The following is a 650-nucleotide window of genomic DNA, read 5'->3' as shown; positions in this document are numbered from 1 at the left end:
TCCTGGGCATCGCCACCACCAAAGGCCCAATCTCCTACGATATGTTGATCGCGCCGGAAGCAAAGGGATAAGCCTTTTCTCCAGATACGATGAACTTTACCCCACCAACTATGCCCTTCCTTTCTTCTACAGCAGCGCTGGAATAACATTCTGAAGCCTCAATAAAATTGGCTTTATCCTGAATTTCCGATTCAATAACTGCCTGCTCTTTTTTAAGGGCTGCAATTTTTTCTTCTCTCGCCTTTTGCTCCTCAAGCTGATGCATTCTTTTTTGATACTCTTCGTCAGAAATCTCCTCTTCCCGCTGCAGAAGGGCTGCAAAACCAACAATCATGGAAATGCCCCATCCGTATCCGAGGCCGTATCCCCATCCCCCAGCGGAATTAGGGCCGCTCGCGAAGTAAGTGTCAGCAATGGAGTATTGATGAGCCTGTGCGCGCGTCAGAGGAACAACTGATTTAATAATCATTTGATTTTTGTCACAATAATCAGAAAAATCATCTAAGGCTACTTTCAATTTATCGTTGCTTGGATTCCATCTGTGATTTACCCATACACCATCTCTAAATTTTTGGCTCAGTTTGCGTTAGATATGCATGCTGGTTGTTTGGGCGAGATAAGTCCGGCGATGCATGCCAGGATTGCACGGG

The 650-nt window shown here is 45.7% G+C and carries 1 protein-coding gene; it reads right to left on the bottom strand.

Annotation, left to right across the window (positions count from 1 at the left end; genetic code table 11):
• Positions 1 to 34: 34 nt before the first annotated feature.
• Positions 35 to 517, bottom strand: coding sequence for a mediator of RNA polymerase II transcription subunit 4 (locus tag GHC57_RS19175; RefSeq protein ID WP_153347270.1), 483 nt, complete (start codon positions 515 to 517; stop codon positions 35 to 37).
• Between the last annotated feature and the right edge of the window lie 133 nt (positions 518 to 650).

The organism is Roseospira navarrensis (assembly GCF_009601025.1).
In the GTDB taxonomy this organism is placed as follows: domain Bacteria; phylum Pseudomonadota; class Alphaproteobacteria; order Rhodospirillales; family Rhodospirillaceae; genus Rhodospira; species Rhodospira navarrensis.
The sequence above is the reverse complement of the archived record's forward strand: the minus strand, read 5'-3'. Positions and strand labels throughout refer to the sequence as shown.